Source organism: Paraburkholderia sp. XV, assembly GCF_020177535.1.
GTDB classification, from domain to species: domain Bacteria; phylum Pseudomonadota; class Gammaproteobacteria; order Burkholderiales; family Burkholderiaceae; genus Paraburkholderia; species Paraburkholderia caribensis.
The window spans coordinates 13,652-33,293 of the sequence record NZ_JAGUUD010000043.1; the positions used below are offsets into that span (position 1 = coordinate 13,652).

Here is a 19,642-nt window from a genome sequence, read left to right on the forward strand (position 1 = left end):
GCAGAAATTGAACGCCTTCAGATCAACTCTTTCTTCGCGGTCAGGTACGTCAGTTCGATCCGCTTCGACACGCCGAAGGGTTTGCGCAGCTTGCGCAGGTGATAGTCGACGTTGTGCGTGCTGGTATCGAGGCGCCGGCCGATCTCTTTGTCGGATTCGCCTTCCGCGATCCGCGTCAGCAGTTTCTGTTCGAATGCCGTCTGGCTGTTGGCGGAGTGCTCGCGCGCGGCCGTGATCAGTTTCGGTGAACCGGACTTGTGAACCGGCAGGCGTGCGGTTCGCCCGATAGAATAGAGGCCACACAACGCGCCGTGACCCGCCGATGCCGCACTGTCCGCACGACGCACCGGGCGCTCGCGACTGACTTGCCATTCTCCGATTCGATCTACATGTGAATACTGCTACCCTCGAAGACTTGCGTGCCGGGCAACTCGCCGGTGCGCGACAGATCAAGCTCGCCTGCGGGTTGACCGAAATGCCGCGCGAGATCTTCGACCTCGCCGACACCCTGGAGGTGCTCGACCTGTCGGGCAATGCGCTCACCTCACTGCCCGATGATTTGCCGAAGCTGCGCCACCTGCGCGTCCTGTTTGCCTCGAACAACGCGTTTACCGGCTTGCCCGCCGTGCTCGGCGATTGCGAATCGCTGAGCATGGTCGGCTTCAAGGCGAATCGCATCCGGCACGTGCCGGGGCGCGCGCTGCCGCCCCAATTGCGCTGGCTTATCCTCACCGATAACGATATCGAAACGCTGCCCGCGGAACTCGGCGAGCGTCCGAATTTGCAGAAGCTGATGCTTGCCGGCAACCGGCTGCCGTCGCTACCCGAGACGATGGCCGCTTGCAGCCGCCTCGAACTGCTGCGCATTTCGGCGAACCGGCTCGACGCGTTGCCCGACTGGCTGTTGCGCCTGCCGCGGCTGGCGTGGCTCGCCTACGCAGGCAATCCGCTGAATGCAGCGCGCGAGCAGGTGGTGCTGGCCGATGCGCCGGTGCCGGCAATCGACTGGCATACGCTCGCGCTTGGACAAACGCTCGGGGAAGGTGCATCCGGCGTGACGCATCGCGCGACGCGTCTGTTGCGCGACGGGCATCCCGTCGAGGCGGTCGCCGTCAAACTGTTCAAGGGCGCGATAACGAGCGACGGTTTGCCCGAACTCGAAATGGCCGCATGTCTGCAAGCCGGTCAGCACCCGAATCTCATCCCGGTGCTCGGCAAGATTACGGGGCATCCACTCGACGAGCACGGCCTCGTGATGAAGCTGATCCATCCGGCCTTCGGCAATCTCGCGGGGCCTCCGAGCCTCGAATCCTGCACACGTGATGTCTATGCGGACGACGTACGGTTCGACAAGCCGGTTGCGTTGCATATCGCGCGCGGCATCGCATCGGCGGCGCAACATCTGCATCGGCGCGGCATCACGCATGGCGATCTGTACGGGCACAACATCCTGCATGACGGCGCAGGGCACGTACTGCTCGGCGACTTCGGCGCGGCATCGTGCCACGATATCGATGATCGCCCTTTGGCGCTGGCGCTCGAGCGGATCGAGGTGCGCGCGTTCGGCTGCCTGCTGGAAGAACTCGCGCAACGTCTGGCCGGAGAGGCCGATGATCTCGCCGCCGGGTTCGATGGGCTGATCGAAGACTGTTTCCTCGAGCGCGTCGAGACGCGGCCTTCCTTCGACGAGATCGTCAGGCGGCTGTCTGCGTTGAGCGTGTGATTCGCGTTGCCGACGCATCCCCGCATCTGCAGCCAGTGACGCGGCGACTTCTTCCGCACCCATCCACTAGACGCCGGGATTACAACGACTGCGCGGAGAACGTGTCGCATTGACGGATATCGCCCGTCGCCATGCCGCGCCGCAGCCATCGCTGCCGCTGCTCACTCGTGCCATGGGTGAATGCGTCGGGCACGACACGTCCCTGCGATTGCCGCTGTAGCCGGTCGTCGCCGATCGCGCCAGCTGCGTTGAGGCCCTGTTCAAAGTCTCCCGGCTCTATCAGCCTGGCGTTTTGCTGCTGCGCGACGGCTGCCCACACGCCGGCGAAACAATCTGCCTGCAATTCCAGGCGCACAGACAAGGCGTTGCCCCGTGCGGCCGACATACGCGCACGGGCGGCTTCATACTTCCCGGAGATCCCCAGGACGTTCTGAACATGATGCCCGACCTCATGCGCGATCACGTACGCTTGCGCGAAGTCACCGCCAGCACCGAAACGGTCGCGCAATTCGCGGTAGAACGACAGGTCGATATAGACAGTGCGATCGGGCGGGCAATAGAAAGGGCCCATGGCGGACTGACCGGTACCGCAAGCGGTAGGTGTCGCGTCGCTGAAAAGGACGAGCTTGGGTGCTGGATAGTCCTGATCGAAGCGCGTCCGGAAGATATGTTGCCACGTACGTTCAGTGTTGCCGAGCACACGCCGTACGAACTGACTGCCCTGATCCTCGACAGGGCGCGCGGTTGTCGGCGTCGGGTGCTGAGGCGCGTTACCTTGCAGCACTTGCGCGCCGTTGATGATCGTCATCGGGTTGATGCCGAAAAAGTAAGAAGCGGCCAGCGCGATGACGATGGTCCCAATACCGATGCCGCCGCCCACCCGCAGGCCACCGCCGCCTCTCCGGTCTTCGACGTTCTCACTTTCTGCTTCGTCATCGAGGCGCATGGTCGTTTCCTCCGGATGGCTCGCGCAGTTGCGCGTGGATATGACCGTCATTGTAAGCAGTTTGCATGCCCGTTTCCGCGCGGCCGGCGTGAGTCTGGCGACGCTATATGACGGCGGCTGCGCAGCGTGGAGCGTGCAAGAACGGCTTCTATTGCGCTACGGATTCTCACGCGCAGCGAGATGCGTACGGCCGCTCGCGAAGGGACGGCGTAGCGCGTTGACGTGTTGGAACGTGCGGCAGTAAGCGGCACGGAACGGGAAGGCCACCACGAAGCGCCGGAAATGGCGAACCGACGATCTACGCAGGACGTTGCGGACCTCTCCGATAGAGGTTCGCAACCGGCTTGCTGCTCAGCAGCGTGGGCGCGCGCCGCAATACTTCGCGGCGCACGCGGTAGAAACGCGCCAGAAGTGAAGCGCGTAAAGCAGCGACGACAGGTGACGTGGCGCTTACTTCACCTGATCGCGCCAGTAGTACTTCTGCTTCCAGCCGAGCAGGCGCTTGAGCTTCTCGTTGCTCAGCAGCGTCTCGAACTCGCCGAGCGGCTTCTTTACGGGCACTTCCGGGTAGAACCGCTTCAGCAGTTCCGCCGTGGGCAGATCGGAAGAGACGTCGTCGGCGGCGACATTCATCACCTCGAAGCCCAGGCCGTCTTTCTCTATACCAAGGCGTGCCGCTTCAGCGAGATCGCGGCCGTCGATATAACTCCATGCGATGCGCTTGCGCAGCGACGGGTCCTTGTTCCACTCCGCGAACTTCGCATAGTCTTCAGGATCCAGCACGTTGCCGATCCGGAAGCAGTACAGGTCGGCGCCGGTGCGCGCATGAAACGCCTTCGCGGTCACTTCGTTGATGACCTTCGACGTCGCATAGCTGTCCATCGGGTCGACGGGATACTGCTCGTCGAGCGGGAAGTACTGGGGATTGCGGTGCCGGTGCGCAAACACCACGCCATAAGTGGTTTCGCTCGATGCAACGATCACCTTGCGGATGCCAAGCTTCGACGCGGCGTCCAGAATGTTGTAGGTGCCCATCACGTTGATGCGGAACACCTCGTTGTCGGTGGTGACCATGATGCGCGGAATCGCCGCAAAATGGACGATCGCGTCGATCGGCTTCGGCTCGAGGTCGGGCACGAATTCGGCCGGCGCGGTACTCGACGCGAGCGCGTTGAACACCTGGCCTGCGTCGGTGATATCGGTGATCAGCGTACGCGCGGTGCGCTTCGCCATTGGCACGCGGTCGAGATTCAGCACTTCGTAGCCGTGCTCAACCAGATTTTCGACTACCCATTTACCGGCGAGTCCGCTGCCGCCGGTCACAATCACTCGCTTCGTCATACGGTTTGCTCCTTGAAAGATGTCAGAGGGGCCGGATGCGTGTCGCGTGTCTAGCCGGCGGACCTTGCCGGGAGCTTAATGAATTTGTGCGGCACATTTCTGTGACGGACGTCATAGTCGGCATCGCCGTGCGGGTTCAATGCGCGATTTGCGGGTCACCGCAGCGTTTTTCGGCAGTACTTTCGCCTGTTTTTGTCTTCCAGCCAGATTGCGCGCGAATGGTAGTCACACGTCGATCGCACTGCAGCAATCACCGATCCCGGGACAACCCCAATAGGTTTGTATGACGCCCGTCACAGTTTTGCGGCGCGCTCTCAACCTATGATCGTCCACGATGTCGAGCCCTCGCATCGTAGTGGGCCCGCTGTGCTGTCGATGCGCGACACCGAGGAGACCATCCGTTGAAAGCCCTTTCTTCGAAAACCGACGTGCCCGCTTTGCCGATGCCGCTCGCGCTGCTGCGCGCTTGTGTCAGGGTGCGCGAATTCAACATCTTCGCAGTGTTGATTCTGGTCGGCGTGCTGATCAGTCTGTTCTCGCCATACTTTCTGACCACCAACAATCTGATGGGCGTATTCCGCTCGTTTTCGCTGACGGCGATCATGGCGGTCGGCATGATGCTGGTGATCATCACGGGCGGCATCGATCTGTCGGTCGGTTCGGTGATGGGGCTGTCGTCGCTGGTGACGGCGCTGTCGTTTCAGCACGGCTACGGCGCAGTAGGAGCCGTCGCCGCGGGACTCGCGACGGGCGTCGCGGTCGGCGCGCTGAATGGCTTTCTTGTCACACGTGTCCAGTTGCCGCCATTTATCGCGACGCTTGGCACGTTGTCGATCGGCCGCGGCCTGATGTACATCATCACCAAAGGTGTCCCCGTCACGCCGGATGTGCCTGACAGTTTCACTTTCCTTGGCCAGGGTTATCTCGGCTTTATCCCGTTCCCTGTCGTGGTGATGGGACTGCTTGCCGTGTGCTTTTCGGTCGTGATGCGGCGCACGCGCTTTGGCCGTCATGTGTATGCGACTGGCGGTAACGAAAACGCTGCGCTGCTGAGCGGCGTACGCACAGCGCGCGTGAAGTTCATCGTCTATGTGCTGTCCGGCGCGATTGCGGCGCTGGCCGGTGTCATCGCGTTTTCGCGCTTCGTGTCGGCCGAGCCGGCCGCGGGCTTCGGCGCGGAACTCGACGTGATCGCGGCCGCCGCGATCGGCGGCGCGAGTCTGTCGGGCGGTGTCGGCAGCGTCGAAGGCGCGATTATCGGTGCCGCGCTGGCGGGCATCATCACCAATGGCGTGGTGCTGCTCAATATCGACACCTATGCGCAGCAAACCATCACCGGCTGCGTCATCCTGATCGCCGTGAGCATCGATATCTGGCGGCTGCGCTTCAAAGGGCGCTAAGGCTGCGAGCGAGGTCTGGCGTGTGCGCCGGGCCGTCTTGTGACTTTTCAAATTCCTAAAAACCGACGCTTTCTGGAGACGACATCATGCAACGAACCCTGACTCGCGTGGCACGTACGCGCAGCCTGAACGCTTTGCTCGCGGTGTCGGCCGTAGCGGCGCTCTGTGCGCTCCCGGCCGGTAACGCCCACGCGAAAGACGCGAAGGATATTTCGGTCGCAGTGATTCCGAAAGTCGCGGTGCCGTTCTTCGACGATTGCAATAACGGCGCGAAGGCTGCTGCCGACAAGCTGTCGGTCAATTACCAATGGGTAGTGCCGCAGAACACCCAGGGTTCGACGCAGGTGCAGATCATCGAAGACCTGATTTCGAAGCACGTCGACGGCATTGCGATTTCGGTGAACGAGCCGAAGTCAGTCGAAAGCGTGATGAAGCGCGCGGAAAAGAGCGGCATCAAGGTGCTGACTTACGATTCGGATTCGCCCAATAGTGGCCGCTCGATGTATATCGGCACCAGCAACGAATCGGCCGGCGAGACGATGGCCGAGACGATGGGCAAGGCATTGAACGGTCAAGGCGATGTCGCGATCGTCACCGGGCAACTGGGCGCGGTGAATCTGAACGAGCGCATCGCTGGCATCAAGAAGGGCCTCGCTAAATATCCGGGTATCAAGATCGTCGAAACGCAGGGCACTGACGACGATCTGGCGCGCGGCGTGTCCGTGGTCGAGACCACGCTACGCGCGCATCCGCAACTCAAGGGCATCTTCGGTGTCAGCCAGGTCGGCGGGCCGGCCGTCGCAAAGGTATTGAATACCAAGGAGTTCGGCGCGATGAAGGGCAAGCTCGAAGTGATCGCGTTCGACGATCTGCCTGACACCGTGAAGGGCGTCCGCGATGGCTCGATCCAGGCAATCATGGTGCAGCGCCCCGTGACCATGGGCAAGCTGGCTGTCGAACATCTGGTTTCGCAGATCCAGGGCAGCGAGAAGCAGGCGAGCGATATCGACACGGGCGTGACCGTGGTGACGAAGAACAATCTCGGCAGCTATACCAAGTAACGGCAGGAAGGAACTGCGCCAGGTAGCCGCGTGGGCCGCCCGCGCGGCAAGCACAACCCGCCGCCATGCCACCACCCAGGGACCGCCGATGACCCCTTTTCTCGAAGTGCGCGAGATCTCGAAGACGTTTCCCGGCGTGCGCGCGTTGAACCGCGTCACGCTGGAGATCGCACGTGGCGAAGTGCTGGCGCTGGCGGGTGAAAACGGCGCGGGCAAGAGCACGTTGATGAAGATTCTCACCGGCGTGCTCGAACCGGATGCCGGCGGCGAAATCCGCATCGAAGGCGAGCCGGTGACCTTGCGCGACGGCAATCATGCGCGCGCGTTGGGCATTGGCATCATTTATCAGGAACTGTCGGTCGTCGAAAACCTGAGCATCGCCGAGAACATCTTTCTCGCGCGTGAGCCGCTCACGCGGCTCGGCATGATCGACCGTGCGCGGATGAACGACGCGGCGCGCACCCTGCTCGAAACGATCGGCATGCGCGTCGATCCGCGCGAACAGGTCAGCCGCCTGAGCGTCGGGCAGAAACAGATGGTCGAAATTGCCAAGGCGGTCTCTTGCGATTCGAAGATCATCATCATGGACGAGCCCACTGCGTCGCTTAGCCATCACGAAACGCGCATGTTGCTGGACCTGATCAAGCGGCTGCGGTTGCAGAACATCGGCATTGTCTATATTTCGCATCGGCTCGAAGAACTGTTCGAACTCGCTGACCGCGTGACGGTGCTGCGCGACGGCGCAACCGTCGGCGGTGCGCCGATGGCGGAGGTTACCCGCGAGTGGCTGGTACGCAAGATGGTCGATCGCGACCTGAACGAACTGTATGCGGTGTCGGCGTCGCATGCGACACGCGAGGTCGTACTCGAAGTGCGCAATCTGGCGCTGCGCGCACGCAATCATGTGCCGGGCCGCATTCGCGACATCAGCTTCGCCGTGCATCGCGGCGAGATTCTCGGGATTGCGGGGCTGGTCGGCTCGGGGCGCACCGAGATCATGGAAATGATCTTCGGGATGCGGCCGAAGAGCGGCGACGTGCTGATTGCCGGCAAACGCGTGACGATTGAAAGTCCGCACGATGCAATCGCCAACGGCATCGGCTTCGTCACCGAAGACCGCAAGGGGCAGGGCCTGATAGCCGGCATGAGCGTGCGCGAGAATTTCAGCCTGACGCACCTTGAAACTTACTCGCCGTTTCAGTTCGTGCGGCGCGCGGCCGAAGACGAACATTGCCGCGAATACGTGCGCAAGCTTGGCGTCAAAACGCCGACTATCGAGCAGAAAGTGATCAACCTGAGCGGTGGCAATCAGCAGAAAGTCGTGCTCGCGAAATGGGTCGCGCGCCATCCGCGCGTGCTCATCGTCGACGAGCCGACCCGCGGTATCGATATCGGCGCCAAAGCGGAAGTGCATGCGCTGCTCGGGCGGCTTGCCGCGCAGGGCATTGCAATCATCGCGATCTCGTCGGACCTGCAGGAAGTGCTGGCGATCAGCGACCGCATTCTGGTGGTGCGCGAAGGGCGGCTGAACGGTACGTTCGAGCGCGCGGACGCAACCCAGGAGCGGGTGATGGCGGCGGCAACCGCATAACGTCCCGCCGCAAGTCGGTTTATTCAACACGGAGCTTCAATCGAGATGGCCACCATAGTCGTAGTGCACACCGGTCCGGTGACGGTTCAGCCGTTGAAGGATCAATTCGCCGCGCAACTGCCCGATGTGCGGATGATCAATATCGTCGACGACAGCCTGCTTAACGACGTACGCAGCGCCGGACACCTGACGCCCGAAGTCACGGGCCGGTTGTACTCGTATATGTCGAACGCGCAGGCGATGGGCGCGGACTTTATTCTGAACGCGTGCTCGTCGGTCGGCGAAGCGGTCGATACGTTGCGCGGCATGATCCGTACGCCGATCATCAAGATCGACGAAACCATGGCGCAGGAAGCGAGCCGGCTCGGCACGCGGATCGGTGTGGTGGCCACCGTGAAAACCACGCTTGAGCCGACCGTCCGGCTGATTCGCAAGAAAGCCGCCGAAGCGGGCCGCGAGATCAGTGTGGTCGAGCGCGTCGCCGAAGAAGCGTTCGCCGCGCTGCTGGCCGGCGACGGCGCGCGTCACGACGAGGTGCTCAAGCACACCATCGTCGCACTTGCCGACGAAGTGGACGTGGTGGTGCTCGCGCAGGTATCGATGGCGCGGCTCGTGCCGTCGCTTGGCCAGACGCGCGTGCCGGTGCTGTCCAGCCCGCAAAGCGGCGTGGCGACGGTCAAGGCCGCGCTGTCAGACGCGCGCCAGGCACGCACTAAAGGCACACTAAGCACGCACTAGGCACGTACCAGCGGCGCCTTGTACGCATGATGAGCCGCCTGTGCGCTGCTGGCGACAGGCTGCGCGACGCTCGCGGCGGCGAGCGCCGCTGTCATGCCCGGCAGAAATTGCGCGACGAACGCGGGTGTCAGCACGACCTTGCGTTCGTGCGTATCGACGAGGCCTTCGGCTTTCAGATCGCTGAAGTGGCGGTTCACCGATTCGCGCGACGTGCCGATAAATTCCGCCAGCTTGTCCTGCGCGATCGACAGATCGATCAGCACCGCGCCCGTCGCGCCGTCATGCACGAACGGTGCGCCGATCTGGTTGGCGAACATCGCGAGAATGTTGACGAGGCGCTTGCGCACGTCGTGCAGCGACAGATTCTCGATCAGCTTTTGCGCTTCCTGCCAGCGCTGGTGATGGCTGCGCAACACGAACTGGTTGATCACATGGTAGCGCTTGAGCAGATCTTTGAAGTCTGCCTTGCGGATGAAGCAGATGCGGCATGCGGCGAGCGTCTCCGCATAGTGTGAGTAGCTCGCTTCGTTCAGCACGTCGCCGTCGCCGAAGATCATGCCGGCCTTGATAAACGACAGCGTGATTTCCTGGCCTTCCTCGGTAAGCCGATAGAGCCGCACGTGACCGACCTTCAACAGGTACACGTACTCGCTTTGCTCCTCAGGGCGATAGATCAGTGCGTTCTTGCGCAGGCTGCGGTGATCGCTGAAGGCCGGCATGACCTCTTCGAGGCAGTTGCGTTCGATCAGCGCGAGAAGCTCGCTTTTTCCGACAAACCACATCGCGTGTCTCCTTGTGTCGTGCCGGCATGGCTGCAGAGGCAGAGATGAAGCCGCGACGCGCCGGCGCCTGATTGCCAGTTATTCTAACCAGCATATTGTCGCGCCGCTGAGCTTTGCGCGTCGATGCGCGCTGCGCGGCGTAAGCGATATGTCAGACATGCCGTGGCTCGATCGGGCGGGTGCCGCTGACACGCAGCGCTCGCTCGCGCAGGTCATTGTGCGCTGCCTGTTCGCAGGCGTGGACGGCAAGCGTGGGGCGGTGCAATGGATGAAAAATGACGCCCGTCGTAATGACGACACGTTTACGCGAACGGAGGTAATGGTCGATGCAGATAAACGCGCCCGGAAAGCCGTGCTCCGGGCGCGACCGCTACGGTATCAGTCCCGGTCGTTGTTCAGCATGCTCCTCGGAATGGACAGGATAAGCACGCAACTGATGAGCAGGCAAGCCCCGAGTGCGTAAGTACCATTGTTGATATTGCCCGTCAGGTCCTTTGCCACACTCGTAATCATCGAACCTGTGAAGCCGGACAGGTTGCCGACCGAGTTGATGAGAGCAATGCCTGCCGCGGCGGCCGTTCCAGACAGAATCTGGCCGGGAAAGGTCCAGAAAATCGGCATCAGACCGAGGATGGCGCAGGTGGCAATCGTCAGGAAGAGGATGGACAGCGGCACGTTGTTCGCGAAGGTGGCGCTGAGAATCAGGCCGATGCCGCCGATGCACGCGGGAATCGCTGCATGGAGGCGCCGCTCGCCAGTCTTGCGCGAGTGGCGCGCATTCCAGATCATCGCGACGACCGCGCTCAGGTAGGGTATGGCCGTCAGCAGGCCGATATTGAGCGTGCTCTTGACGCCGGATGCCTTGATGATGGACGGCAGCCAAAAAGCGAGACCGTAAAAGCCCGTGTTGAACGTGAGCAGGATGAAAGTCAGCAGCCACACGCGCGGGCTCTTGAGCGCCGCCCCGATGCGATGGGTCTTCTTCGTGCTTTCCTGCTCGAGATTCTTCTGCAGCAGTGCCTTTTCGGATGCCGTCAGCCATTTCGCCGACTGGATACCGTCGCCCATCCGAAACAGCACGAGGAACGCGACGAGAATCGACGGAATGCCTTCGACCAGCAGCATCCATTGCCAGCCGTCCATGCCAAGCGCGCCATGGGTGTTTTCCATGAGCCAGCCGGAGATCACACCGCCCAGCGTCAGGCTCACGGGAATGGCGATCAGGAACCCGGACATGGCGATGCTCTGGCGCCGTGCGGGGAACCAGTAGTTCATGTAGAGGATGATGCCGGGGAAGAAGCCCGCTTCGCAGACGCCCAGCAGGAAACGCAGGATGTAGAACATCGTGGACGTTTCGACATGAAAGAAGCTGGCGAGCGGCGAGATAAAGGCAAGTGAAGACGAGACGATACCCCACGACACCATGATGCGTGCGATCCAGAACCGTGCGCCGTACCGGTGAAGGAGGAGATTGCTGGGCATCTCGAAGAGGAAGTATCCCCAGAAGAAGATACTCGCGCCGAAAGCGTAGACGGCGTCGCTCATCCCGAGCGAATCGAGCATCTGCAACTTGGCGAAACCGACGTTCACGCGGTCGAGATAAGCCACGACGTAACACAGCAGAAGCAGCGGCAGAATCCGCTTCAGAACCTTGCGGTATAGCAGTTCTTCGGTCTCATCGACCGCCGCAGGCGAAGCCGCAGTCTGAGCGATTGTTGGCATTGGAATGTCTCCATTTTGTATGTCTCGAGCGGTATGGCGGTGGGCGTCGCCTGCATGAATTCAGGGTCTGCCCGCAGACGGGCCTCGATCTGTTCACCCTAATCGAACAATCGGGCTCGAAGGTGTTACCGATAACAAATCAGCCCGCCATTTTTCCGTCGTTCGATGTTATCGGTAACAAAATTAGCACGTTGTGCCCTGAAGAGGCAAGCCAGGGGAATCTACCGGGTCCAGCATGGATGTCCCATCTGGCTGGTCCGGTGGATCGTCATCTGGCGGGTAATCGCCGGTCGGGTCCCCCCGCGCGCCATTTCTCCAGAAGCCGGAAGCGAGTTTCATATTGTGAGATTTGCTTGGGCTTTCAGTGTCGTGATCTTTTTGTTACCTGAAAGCATGTTTTACATGGCAAAAAGCGGCGCGTATCTCATTGAAAAATAAACAAAAAATATGTCTTATGTCTTATATAAGACTTGGTTCAAGCTGGTCAAACGGCGCTACCATTTAGTCATGCAGTTCGCACACGCAGACGCAGCGACACGCCAGATCAGTTAAACGCCCTTAGGAGAAAACCATGAGCCAGTATCAAGACGACATCAGCGCAGTTGCCGATTTGAAAGAGACCCACGGCAGCGCGTGGAATGCGATCAGCCCCGAGTACGCCGCCCGCATGCGTGCCCAGAACAAATTCAAAACGGGCCTGGACATTGCGAAGTACACCGCCAGGATCATGCGCGCCGACATGGCTGCGTACGATGCCGATCCGTCGAAGTACACCCAATCGCTGGGATGCTGGCACGGCTTCATCGGCCAGCAGAAGATGATCTCCATCAAGAAGCACTTCAACAGCACCGAACGCCGCTACCTGTACCTGTCCGGCTGGATGGTGGCCGCGCTGCGCTCGGAGTTCGGCCCGCTGCCGGACCAGTCGATGCATGAAAAGACCTCGGTCAGCGCGCTCATCCGCGAGCTGTACACCTTCCTGCGCCAGGCCGACGCGCGTGAACTGGGCGGCCTGTTCCGCCAGCTGGATGCAGCCGAAGGCCCTGCCAAGGCCGCCATCCAGGAAAAAATCGACAACCACGTCACCCATGTCGTGCCGATCATCGCCGACATCGACGCGGGTTTCGGCAACGCTGAAGCCACCTACCTGTTGGCCAAGCAGTTCATCGAAGCGGGCGCATGCTGCATCCAGATCGAAAACCAGGTGTCCGACGAGAAGCAGTGCGGCCACCAGGACGGCAAGGTCACCGTGCCGCACGAGGACTTTCTCGCCAAGATCCGCGCCATCCGCTACGCGTTTCTGGAACTGGGCGTGGATGACGGCATCATCGTGGCGCGTACCGACTCGCTGGGCGCCGGCCTGACCAAGCAGATCGCCGTGACCCGCACGCCGGGCGACCTGGGCGACCAGTACAACTCTTTCCTCGATTGCGAAGAATTGTCGGCCGACGAACTGGGCAATGGCGACGTCATCATCAAGCGCGACGGCAAGCTGCTGCGTCCGAAGCGCCTGCCGAGCAACCTGTTCCAGTTCCGCGCCGGCACGGGCGAAGCGCGCTGCGTACTGGATTGCGTCACTGCGCTGCAAAACGGCGCTGACCTGCTGTGGATCGAAACCGAAAAACCGCACATCGCCCAGATCGCAGGCATGGTCAACGAGATTCGCAAGGTCATCCCGAACGCCAAGCTGGTGTACAACAACAGCCCGTCGTTCAACTGGACGCTGAATTTCCGCCAGCAGGCCTATGACGCGATGAAGGCCGCAGGCAAGGATGTGTCGGCATACGATCGCGCCCAGCTGATGAGCGTGGAATACGACCAGACCGAACTGGCAAAACTCGCCGACGAGAAGATCCGTACCTTCCAGGCCGACGCATCGCGCGAAGCAGGTATCTTCCACCACCTGATTACGCTGCCGACGTACCATACCGCCGCACTGTCCACCGACAATCTGGCGAGGGAATACTTCGGCGATCAGGGCATGCTGGGATATGTGGCTGGCGTGCAGCGCAAGGAAATCCGTCAGGGCATCGCGTGCGTCAAGCACCAGAACATGTCCGGTTCGGACATCGGCGATGACCACAAGGAGTATTTCAGCGGCGAAGCTGCCCTGAAAGCGGCGGGCAAAGACAACACCATGAACCAGTTCTGATACCAGTCATACGCCGGGTAAAACGCCAACCCATGCAGGTTGGCGTTTTTTTTCGCCCGATAGCTCGTGGCGTCCCCGCGCTGTTTCCTTGTGCGCGTCCATGCAGAAGCGATATGCGCGGTCGATCCGCGAAGGAAGACCCGGTGTGTTTTCCGGAGATGCCGGCTTCTGTTTCGAATCTGACGCAGCCGTTTGAAAATCTGGCTTCATTTCTGTTGCTGCGTGAGGCAACGCATGGCAACTGCGGCGGCTGCCGATCGCGTTTCGACACTCAGCTTGCTGAATACATGTTCGAGATGCTTGTTAACCGTGCGCGGCGCCATGCCTAGAATGTCGCTGATATCGCGGTTTGTCTTGCCGCGTGAAAGCCAGAGCAACACTTCCGCCTCGCGGCTCGTGAGGCTGAAACGTGCGGCGAGGCTATCGGTCTGCGACGCATCGTCGAACTCTTCCAGCACGATGAGCCAGTCGCCGTGCTCCGCGCGTCCGAGTACGCGTACGCTTTGACGCACGCGGCCGCTCACCGTGTCGAAGCTCGCCTGCAAATCGCAGCCGGCGCCGATCCAGCGCAGCAGCCATTGATGCAGCAAGTCAGGCAGCCCGTCACCGGGCGCACCCACTGCTGCGTAGCGGGGTAGCCGCTCGCGTGCGAGTTCGCTTTGCCAACGTATGGTGCCGTCTTCCGCGGCGATGAGTGCCGCGCGCATGCCGATCTCCAATGCCACATCCATATGCCGTTGTTGCCGGGATCGTTGCACGTGTGCGGCGATACGCGCGACCACTTCGCTCGGCTTGACTGGTTTTGGCACATAGTCGATACCGCCAACGCGAAAGCCATGCACGACGTGTTCGCTTTCTGTCAGCGCGGTCATGAAAATCACGGGCAAGTGTCGATTGCGCGGATCGCTCTTGATGAGCTTGCAAGTCTCGAAGCCGTCCATGCCCGGCATCAGTGCGTCGAGCAGCACGACGTCGGGCGTCACTCGCGCGAATCGTTGCAGCGCCGATTGGCCGTCCAGCGCGACGAGCACCGCATAGCCCGCGTCGTTCAGCGTATCCGAGAGCAGGGCGAGATTGTCGGGCGTGTCGTCGACGATCAGCACGACCGCGCGGTCGTTGGGCAGCTCGGGCAGGCTCGCCGTCTCGCTGGGCAGAAGGTGTTGATCGTCATGCATCGGGGTTGGTCGGCTGAGGTGGCGCAAGCACGCGCGCGAGTTCGGAAAGCCTGAAGCGCCGCGCCATTGCACGTAGTGGTTCAAGAAGCGAGGAGAGCTCGGGGGCATGATGCTCGGCGGCATCCAGTTGTTCGATGAAGCCCTGCATATAGCCCATCTCCAGTGTTGAGCGCAGATTGTCGAGCAAGGGCGCCGGTAGTGAGGCAATCGCCTGTGGCGAGAGGGATGCTTCGGCAGATAGCGGCGCGGGCTCGGTGATCCACTGCAAGTCGAGCAGCGTAGCCATCTTGTCGAGCAGCAGCGGCAGGTGCACGGGCTTGGCCAGATAATCGTCGCATCCGGCCGCCGCGCCTTTTTCGCGGTCGTCGGCGAAGGCGTTTGCCGACAGGATCAGGATGGGCGCGTCCGACAGATGATTGTCACGGATCAAGCGGCTCGCCTCGAAACCGTCCATCATCGGCATGGCCACGTCCATCAGAATGAGATCGGCTCCGCCCGTCGCGAGCCATTGCAGTGCTTGCGGGCCGCTCCCAACCTCGATCACGTCGAAGCCGAGCGGTACGAGCGTCTGCGTGATGATGCGCCGCTGCTCCGTCAGGTCGTCGACGATCAGCACGGTGCGCCGTTTGCCCGGATAGCCCCTGATGTTGATCTGACCACCGGAAAACCGCACGGGTGCGCGCACTTCCGATGCGAACAGCTTCACGATGAAGCGCGTGCCTTTACCGACTTCGCTTTGTACCTGCAGGTTGCCGCCCATCAGCTCGGTCAGCAGCCGGCATATGGTGAGACCGAGTCCCGCCCCGTGGTCATGCTCGCGAGCGGCCGCGCCGCGTTCGAACGGCAGGAACAGGCGCTCCAGTTCGGCGGCAGGAATGCCCGGGCCAGTGTCGGTGATATCGAAGGTCAGTGTTTCCCACGCATATCCGGCGCGCACGTTCACGCGGCCTTGCGACGTGAAACGGATTGCATTGCCGATCAGGTTGATCAGAATCTGCCGCACGCGCTTTTCGTCGATACGAACCACTTCCGGCATGCGGCCCGTGGTCTGGAAGTCGAACGCGAGGCCCTTGTCGGTCGCCTGCGGTTCGAGCATCGCACTGAGTTGGGTAATGAAATCCGGCAGCGAGACTTCCGTGACGTTCAGTTGAAGCTTGCCCGACTCGATGCGCGCGACATCGAGCAGGCCGTCGACCAGCGCCAGCAGGTGTTCTCCGCTGCGATAGATGGTCGCTGCCGCTTCACGGCGTGCGGGAGGGAGTTCATCAGTGGCTTGCAGAAGCAGTTGCGCATAGCCGAGGATACTGTTGAGCGGCGTGCGCAGTTCATGGCTCAGCCCCGTCACATAGCGGCTCTTCGCACGGTTCGCTGATTCAGCGGCCGCGCTTGCCTGCTGCAGCGCCGCGTCGGTCTTGCGGTGCGCCTCGATTTCCTGCATCAGCAATTCGGCCTGGCGCTGCAGTTCTTCCTGCGTGACCTTGCGGTTTTCGTTCGCCAGCACCAGCCACCACGCAGCAATGCAACCGACCAGCGCGAGTGCGAAGAACGCTTCCAGGTAACCGTGCAGAAGCGCGTCGCGCGCTATCGTGTCGAGGTCGGACAGGGCGCTCACGCTCTGATACCACTGGATCGACATGACGCCGCCGAGCAAGACGAGCCCGACAATCAACAACCCCAGGTATTGCGCGATGCGCAAGCTCGCGCGTCCGAGCTGCAGGCGCGGAAACAGCTTGTGCACGGTTTGCCCTAGCTGTGTGGTCAGACGGGCGTGTGGCTTGCACGAGTCGTTGCAGCGTGAATCGAGTGAGCAACATAGCGAACAGATCGAACCCGCGTAGGCCGGGCAATGCGCCATATCTTCGCGTTCGAAGGTGTTTTCGCAGATCACGCAGCGCAGGGTCGCACCGGGCGCGAGCGTGCTGTCGTCACGCGCCAGATAGAAGCGGCCCCGGGTGACGAGTGCAATGATGGGGGCACACACGAACGCCACCAGCAATGCAATGAACGACGACAGCGCTTCGGCCACCGGCCCGAAAACGCCCGCATGCGAAAGCGCTGCGACGGCGGATGCGACGAACATCGCGCCGATGCCGACCGGGTTCACGTCATACAGATGCGCGCGCTTGAACTCGACATACGACGGGCTGAGCTTGAGCGGCTTGTTGATGACGAGGTCCCCGACGAGCGCCCCGATCCACGCAATCGCCACGTTCGAATACAGCGCGAGCACCTTGCTGATCGCTTCGAATACGCCCATCTCGACCAGTAGCAAGGCGATGAGCACGTTGAATACGAGCCATACCACGCGCCCTGGATGGCTATGTGTGAGCCGTGCGAAAAAATTCGACCATGCGAGCGAACCTGCGTACGCATTGGTCACGTTGATCTTGATCTGCGACACGATGACGAACAGGGTCATCGCGGCAAGCGCGCCTTCGGGCGAGCGGAACAGGTATTGATAGGCAACGAGGTACATCTGCGTTGGCTCGACGGCCTTTGCCGGATCGATTTCGTGCTGGATGGCAAGAAACGCGAGGAATGCCCCGCCGAGCATCTTCAGTGCGCCGGGAATGATCCAGCCTGGTCCTGCCGCGATCAACGCAATCCACCAGCGCACTCGGTTCCTGCTCGTGCGCGGTGGCAGGAAACGCAGATAGTCGACCTGTTCGCCGATCTGCACGATCATCGACAGCGCCACCGTGCAGCCCGCGCCGAACGCAAACAGATTGAATTTGCGGTCCTCGCCCGAGATCCCGGCGAAGGTGAACCAGTCAGCGAGTGCGTGCGGTTCGCGCCATAGCACGGCTGCGTAAGGGACGACGAGCAGCACGATCCACAGCGGCTGCGTCCAGCCCTGCAAGCGGTTGATGAAGGTGATGCCGAACGTCACCACGGGGATGATGACGAGCGCACTTATCACATACGCGATGGAGAGCGGTATGCCGAAATACAACTCCAGCGCGAGCGACATGATGGCCGCTTCGAGCGCGAAGAACACGAAGGTGAAGACAGCATAGATCAGCGACGTCAGCGTCGAGCCGATATAGCCGAAGCCCGCGCCGCGCGTGAGCAGGTCCATATCGACGCCGAAGCGCGCGGCGTAGTAACTGATCGGCATACCCGTCAGGAAGATCAGCACCGCCACCGCGAGAATCGCGCACACCGCGTTGGTGAAGCCGTAATTCACCACGAGAGCGCCGCCGATGGCTTCGAGCGCGAGAAAGGACACGGCGCCCATCGCCGTATTGGCGACACGCAGTTCCGACCAGCGCCGGAAGCCGCGCGGCGTGTAGCGCAGCGCGTAGTCCTCCAGCGTTTCATCGGCGACCCATGCGTTGTAGTCGCGGCGAATCTTCACGATACGTTGCGTGCCGCCCATTGCCGGGCGCGACGCCCCGGCTTGGGTCGCTGCATCGTCGGTGGCGGCAGGCGGGGATTCCCTTTGGTGCATCGATGGCTGGAGTAGGCGGGTTCCGGGTGGATCGGGCTCGCCATGCAAGTAGCATTCCATTCGATGGCCCTTCCTTGAACGTCTGGCTATGGAACGTGGTGGCGGACGCGATTGTATGAAGCCGTTTTCGCGAGCGCCCTACGTCATATGACGTATTCAATCGCGCAAATTGGCTCCCTACATTTCGCTCCGAAGACGCAAACCGGATACGACCACAAGGGAGATTTCGATGTCGCACGACGATCACAACGACCAGATCATGCCGTCGGCCATGCGCCGCAAACTCTTGATGGGCCTCGCCGCAGCGCCCGCGCTTGCGGTGCCGGCCATCGGCTGGGCGCAGCAATATCCGACCGCGAAGGTCAATACGACCAACCTCGCCGTGACCGATACGGAAGTGACTGTCGGCCAGCTTCACTCGGCTACCGGCACGATGGCGATCTCCGAGACGGGTTCGATTCAGGCCGAGCGTCTCGCAATCGAGCAGATCAACGGGATGGGCGGCATTCTGGGCCGCAAGATCAAGATCATTCAGGAAGACGGGGCCTCCGACTGGCCCACCTTTGCCGAGAAGTCGAAGAAGCTGCTGGAAAACGACCATGTGGCCGCTGTCTTCGGCTGCTGGACATCGGCGTCGCGCAAGGCTGTGTTGCCGATCTTCGAGCGCGACAACGGTCTGCTGTACTACCCGACCTTCTACGAAGGCCTCGAGCAGTCGAAAAACGTCTTCTATACCGGACAGGAAGCGACCCAGCAGATCCTCTGGGGCCTGAACTGGGCGAACCAGACCAAGAAGGCGAAGAGCTTCTTCCTGATTGGCTCCGACTACATCTGGCCGCGCACGTCGAACAAGATTGCGCGCAAGCACATCGAGGGGCACCTGCAGGGCTGCAAGGTCGTCGGCGAAGAGTATTACCCGCTCGGCACCACGAACTTCAATTCGCTCATCAACAAGATCAAGATCGCGAAGCCCGATTGCATCTACGCGATCATCGTCGGCGGCTCGAACGTGGCGTTCTACAAGCAGCTGAAGGCGGCGGGCATTACGGCAGACAAGCAGTTCCTGCTGACCATCTCAGTGACGGAAGACGAGGTACTGGGTATTGGCGGCGAAAACGTCGCGGGCTTCTATTCGGCCATGAAGTATTTCGAATCGCTCGACAACGAGAACAACAAGAAATTCGTCGCGGCGTTCAAGGCGAAGTATGGGCCGAAGGCGGTCATCGGCGACGTCACGCAGGCAGCGTACCTCGGGCCATGGCTGTGGAAGGCGGCTGTCGAGAAAGCCGGCAGCTTCGACGTCGACAAGGTCGTTGCAGCTTCGCCAGGCATCGAACTGAAGACGGCGCCCGAAGGCTACGTGAAGATCCACGCGAACCACCACTTGTGGAGCCGGACGCGCATCGGCCAGGCGCAGGCGGACGGGCAGTTCAAGGTGGTCGCGGAATCGCCGGATCTGATCGAGCCGAATCCATTCCCGAAGGGCTATCAGTAAGCGCTGCCACGCTGCTCGTGTCGCATCACATACGTGATATGAGCGGCTTCATTCGAGGAGGGAAA

The 19,642-nt window shown here is 61.4% G+C and carries 13 protein-coding genes and 1 pseudogene; 7 read left to right on the forward strand and 7 right to left on the reverse strand.

The window, feature by feature from the left end:
- Positions 1–17 precede the first annotated feature (17 nt).
- A pseudogene (locus tag KFO72_RS20645) lies at positions 18–269 on the reverse strand (helix-turn-helix transcriptional regulator); the annotation flags it as partial.
- Between the two features lie 122 nt (positions 270–391).
- Here KFO72_RS20645 and KFO72_RS20650 point away from each other — a divergent pair.
- The gene (locus tag KFO72_RS20650; protein WP_318248512.1) at positions 392–1,723 is read left to right on the forward strand and encodes a leucine-rich repeat-containing protein kinase family protein; all 1,332 of its coding nucleotides are present in this window, start codon (positions 392–394) and stop codon (positions 1,721–1,723) included.
- Positions 1,724–1,802: 79 nt separating this feature from the next.
- Here the strand turns inward: KFO72_RS20650 and KFO72_RS20655 are convergent, their stop codons facing one another.
- Complete coding sequence (locus KFO72_RS20655; RefSeq protein ID WP_054930740.1) at positions 1,803–2,669, reverse strand: neutral zinc metallopeptidase; 867 nt, start codon at positions 2,667–2,669, stop codon at positions 1,803–1,805.
- Positions 2,670–3,119: 450 nt separating this feature from the next.
- Positions 3,120–4,010: an NAD-dependent epimerase/dehydratase family protein gene (locus tag KFO72_RS20660; protein ID WP_062916954.1), complete on the reverse strand. Its 891-nt coding sequence runs from the start codon at positions 4,008–4,010 to the stop codon at positions 3,120–3,122.
- Positions 4,011–4,453: 443 nt separating this feature from the next.
- Here KFO72_RS20660 and KFO72_RS20665 point away from each other — a divergent pair, with 443 nt between their 5' ends.
- From KFO72_RS20665 to KFO72_RS20680, 4 genes are all read left to right on the forward strand, one after another.
- The gene (locus tag KFO72_RS20665; protein ID WP_062916953.1) at positions 4,454–5,410 is read left to right on the forward strand and encodes an ABC transporter permease; all 957 of its coding nucleotides are present in this window, start codon (positions 4,454–4,456) and stop codon (positions 5,408–5,410) included.
- Positions 5,411–5,496: 86 nt separating this feature from the next.
- Positions 5,497–6,471 (forward strand): sugar-binding protein, encoded by a 975-nt coding sequence (locus KFO72_RS20670; RefSeq protein WP_062916952.1) that lies wholly within the window; start codon positions 5,497–5,499, stop codon positions 6,469–6,471.
- Between the two features lie 88 nt (positions 6,472–6,559).
- Complete coding sequence (locus tag KFO72_RS20675; protein ID WP_054930732.1) at positions 6,560–8,062, forward strand: sugar ABC transporter ATP-binding protein; 1,503 nt, start codon at positions 6,560–6,562, stop codon at positions 8,060–8,062.
- A 45-nt stretch (positions 8,063–8,107) separates the two neighbouring features.
- The gene (locus KFO72_RS20680; protein ID WP_225032894.1) at positions 8,108–8,800 is read left to right on the forward strand and encodes an aspartate/glutamate racemase family protein; all 693 of its coding nucleotides are present in this window, start codon (positions 8,108–8,110) and stop codon (positions 8,798–8,800) included.
- On the opposite strand, the gene KFO72_RS20685 is transcribed toward KFO72_RS20680, so the two are convergent.
- Both KFO72_RS20685 and KFO72_RS20690 read right to left on the reverse strand, forming a co-directional pair.
- Complete coding sequence (locus KFO72_RS20685; protein ID WP_054930730.1) at positions 8,797–9,582, reverse strand: Crp/Fnr family transcriptional regulator; 786 nt, start codon at positions 9,580–9,582, stop codon at positions 8,797–8,799. The genes KFO72_RS20680 and KFO72_RS20685 overlap by 4 nt on opposite strands.
- Positions 9,583–9,960: 378 nt before the next feature.
- A complete protein-coding gene (locus tag KFO72_RS20690; protein ID WP_062916949.1) occupies positions 9,961–11,304 on the reverse strand; it encodes an MFS transporter in 1,344 nt (447 codons plus the stop codon).
- A 571-nt stretch (positions 11,305–11,875) separates the two neighbouring features.
- On the opposite strand from KFO72_RS20690, the gene KFO72_RS20695 reads away from it, so the two are divergent.
- Positions 11,876–13,456, forward strand: coding sequence for an isocitrate lyase (locus KFO72_RS20695; protein WP_060605789.1), 1,581 nt, complete (start codon positions 11,876–11,878; stop codon positions 13,454–13,456).
- A gap of 206 nt (positions 13,457–13,662) precedes the next feature.
- On the opposite strand, the gene KFO72_RS20700 is transcribed toward KFO72_RS20695, so the two are convergent.
- Together KFO72_RS20700 and KFO72_RS20705 are read right to left on the reverse strand one after the other, a co-directional pair.
- Positions 13,663–14,631 carry a response regulator transcription factor gene (locus KFO72_RS20700; RefSeq protein ID WP_225032895.1) on the reverse strand — a complete coding sequence of 323 codons (969 nt, stop codon included), beginning with the start codon at positions 14,629–14,631 and terminating at the stop codon, positions 13,663–13,665.
- Complete coding sequence (locus tag KFO72_RS20705) at positions 14,624–18,082, reverse strand: ATP-binding protein (RefSeq protein ID WP_405083847.1); 3,459 nt, start codon at positions 18,080–18,082, stop codon at positions 14,624–14,626. Before KFO72_RS20705 ends, KFO72_RS20700 begins: the two co-directional genes overlap by 8 nt.
- A gap of 229 nt (positions 18,083–18,311) precedes the next feature.
- Between KFO72_RS20705 and urtA the strand changes: the two genes are divergently transcribed.
- Positions 18,312–19,577, forward strand: coding sequence for an urea ABC transporter substrate-binding protein (gene urtA, locus KFO72_RS20710; RefSeq protein WP_054930726.1), 1,266 nt, complete (start codon positions 18,312–18,314; stop codon positions 19,575–19,577).
- Positions 19,578–19,642 lie beyond the last annotated feature (65 nt).

Excerpts from the sequence above, each read along its gene's own strand:
- urtA (WP_054930726.1), top strand. The coding sequence starts at position 18,312 with ATGTCGCACGACGATCACAACGACCAGATCATGCCGTCGGCCATGCGC.
- KFO72_RS20660 (WP_062916954.1), bottom strand. The coding sequence starts at position 4,010 with ATGACGAAGCGAGTGATTGTGACCGGCGGCAGCGGACTCGCCGGTAAA.
- KFO72_RS20665 (WP_062916953.1), top strand. The coding sequence starts at position 4,454 with ATGCCGCTCGCGCTGCTGCGCGCTTGTGTCAGGGTGCGCGAATTCAAC.
- KFO72_RS20690 (WP_062916949.1), bottom strand. The coding sequence starts at position 11,304 with ATGCCAACAATCGCTCAGACTGCGGCTTCGCCTGCGGCGGTCGATGAG.
- KFO72_RS20655 (WP_054930740.1), bottom strand. The coding sequence starts at position 2,669 with ATGCGCCTCGATGACGAAGCAGAAAGTGAGAACGTCGAAGACCGGAGA.
- KFO72_RS20695 (WP_060605789.1), top strand. The coding sequence starts at position 11,876 with ATGAGCCAGTATCAAGACGACATCAGCGCAGTTGCCGATTTGAAAGAG.
- KFO72_RS20705 (WP_405083847.1), bottom strand. The coding sequence starts at position 18,082 with ATGCACCAAAGGGAATCCCCGCCTGCCGCCACCGACGATGCAGCGACC.
- KFO72_RS20680 (WP_225032894.1), top strand. The coding sequence starts at position 8,108 with ATGGCCACCATAGTCGTAGTGCACACCGGTCCGGTGACGGTTCAGCCG.
- KFO72_RS20675 (WP_054930732.1), top strand. The coding sequence starts at position 6,560 with ATGACCCCTTTTCTCGAAGTGCGCGAGATCTCGAAGACGTTTCCCGGC.
- KFO72_RS20700 (WP_225032895.1), bottom strand. The coding sequence starts at position 14,631 with ATGCATGACGATCAACACCTTCTGCCCAGCGAGACGGCGAGCCTGCCC.
- KFO72_RS20685 (WP_054930730.1), bottom strand. The coding sequence starts at position 9,582 with ATGTGGTTTGTCGGAAAAAGCGAGCTTCTCGCGCTGATCGAACGCAAC.
- KFO72_RS20670 (WP_062916952.1), top strand. The coding sequence starts at position 5,497 with ATGCAACGAACCCTGACTCGCGTGGCACGTACGCGCAGCCTGAACGCT.